This is a genomic window from Tritonibacter sp. SIMBA_163 (assembly GCF_046535935.1).
Lineage (GTDB): Bacteria > Pseudomonadota > Alphaproteobacteria > Rhodobacterales > Rhodobacteraceae > Epibacterium > Epibacterium scottomollicae.
In genome coordinates, this window is the sequence record NZ_JAWJBP010001224.1 from 1 (window position 1) to 239 (window position 239).

1 protein-coding gene is annotated in these 239 nt (G+C 46.0%); it reads left to right on the forward strand.

Annotated features, from left to right (window positions below; genetic code table 11):
- The coding region (locus tag R0J92_RS26205; RefSeq protein WP_411053842.1) for a hypothetical protein at positions 1-199 on the forward strand (199 nt) is incomplete at its 5' end.
- Between the last annotated feature and the right edge of the window lie 40 nt (positions 200-239).

The following is a 239-nucleotide window of genomic DNA, read 5'->3' on the forward strand; positions in this document are numbered from 1 at the left end:
GGAACATTTCATGACTGATTATGAGAACGAACTGGAGCGCTTGAAAAATGGCGAGATCGATACGCTCGATATCCCGAAAGAGGAATTTCTGGAATTCCGCAAGGTCTTGACCGAACGGGAAGACTTCAAGCATTTTCGGGGAACGGCCTTCCATCATGGCAAGACGCAATATGAATATACGATCGAACCATCAAAATGAAGATTCCACCGAACAAGCTGGCTGGCTAAAATCGCTGAAG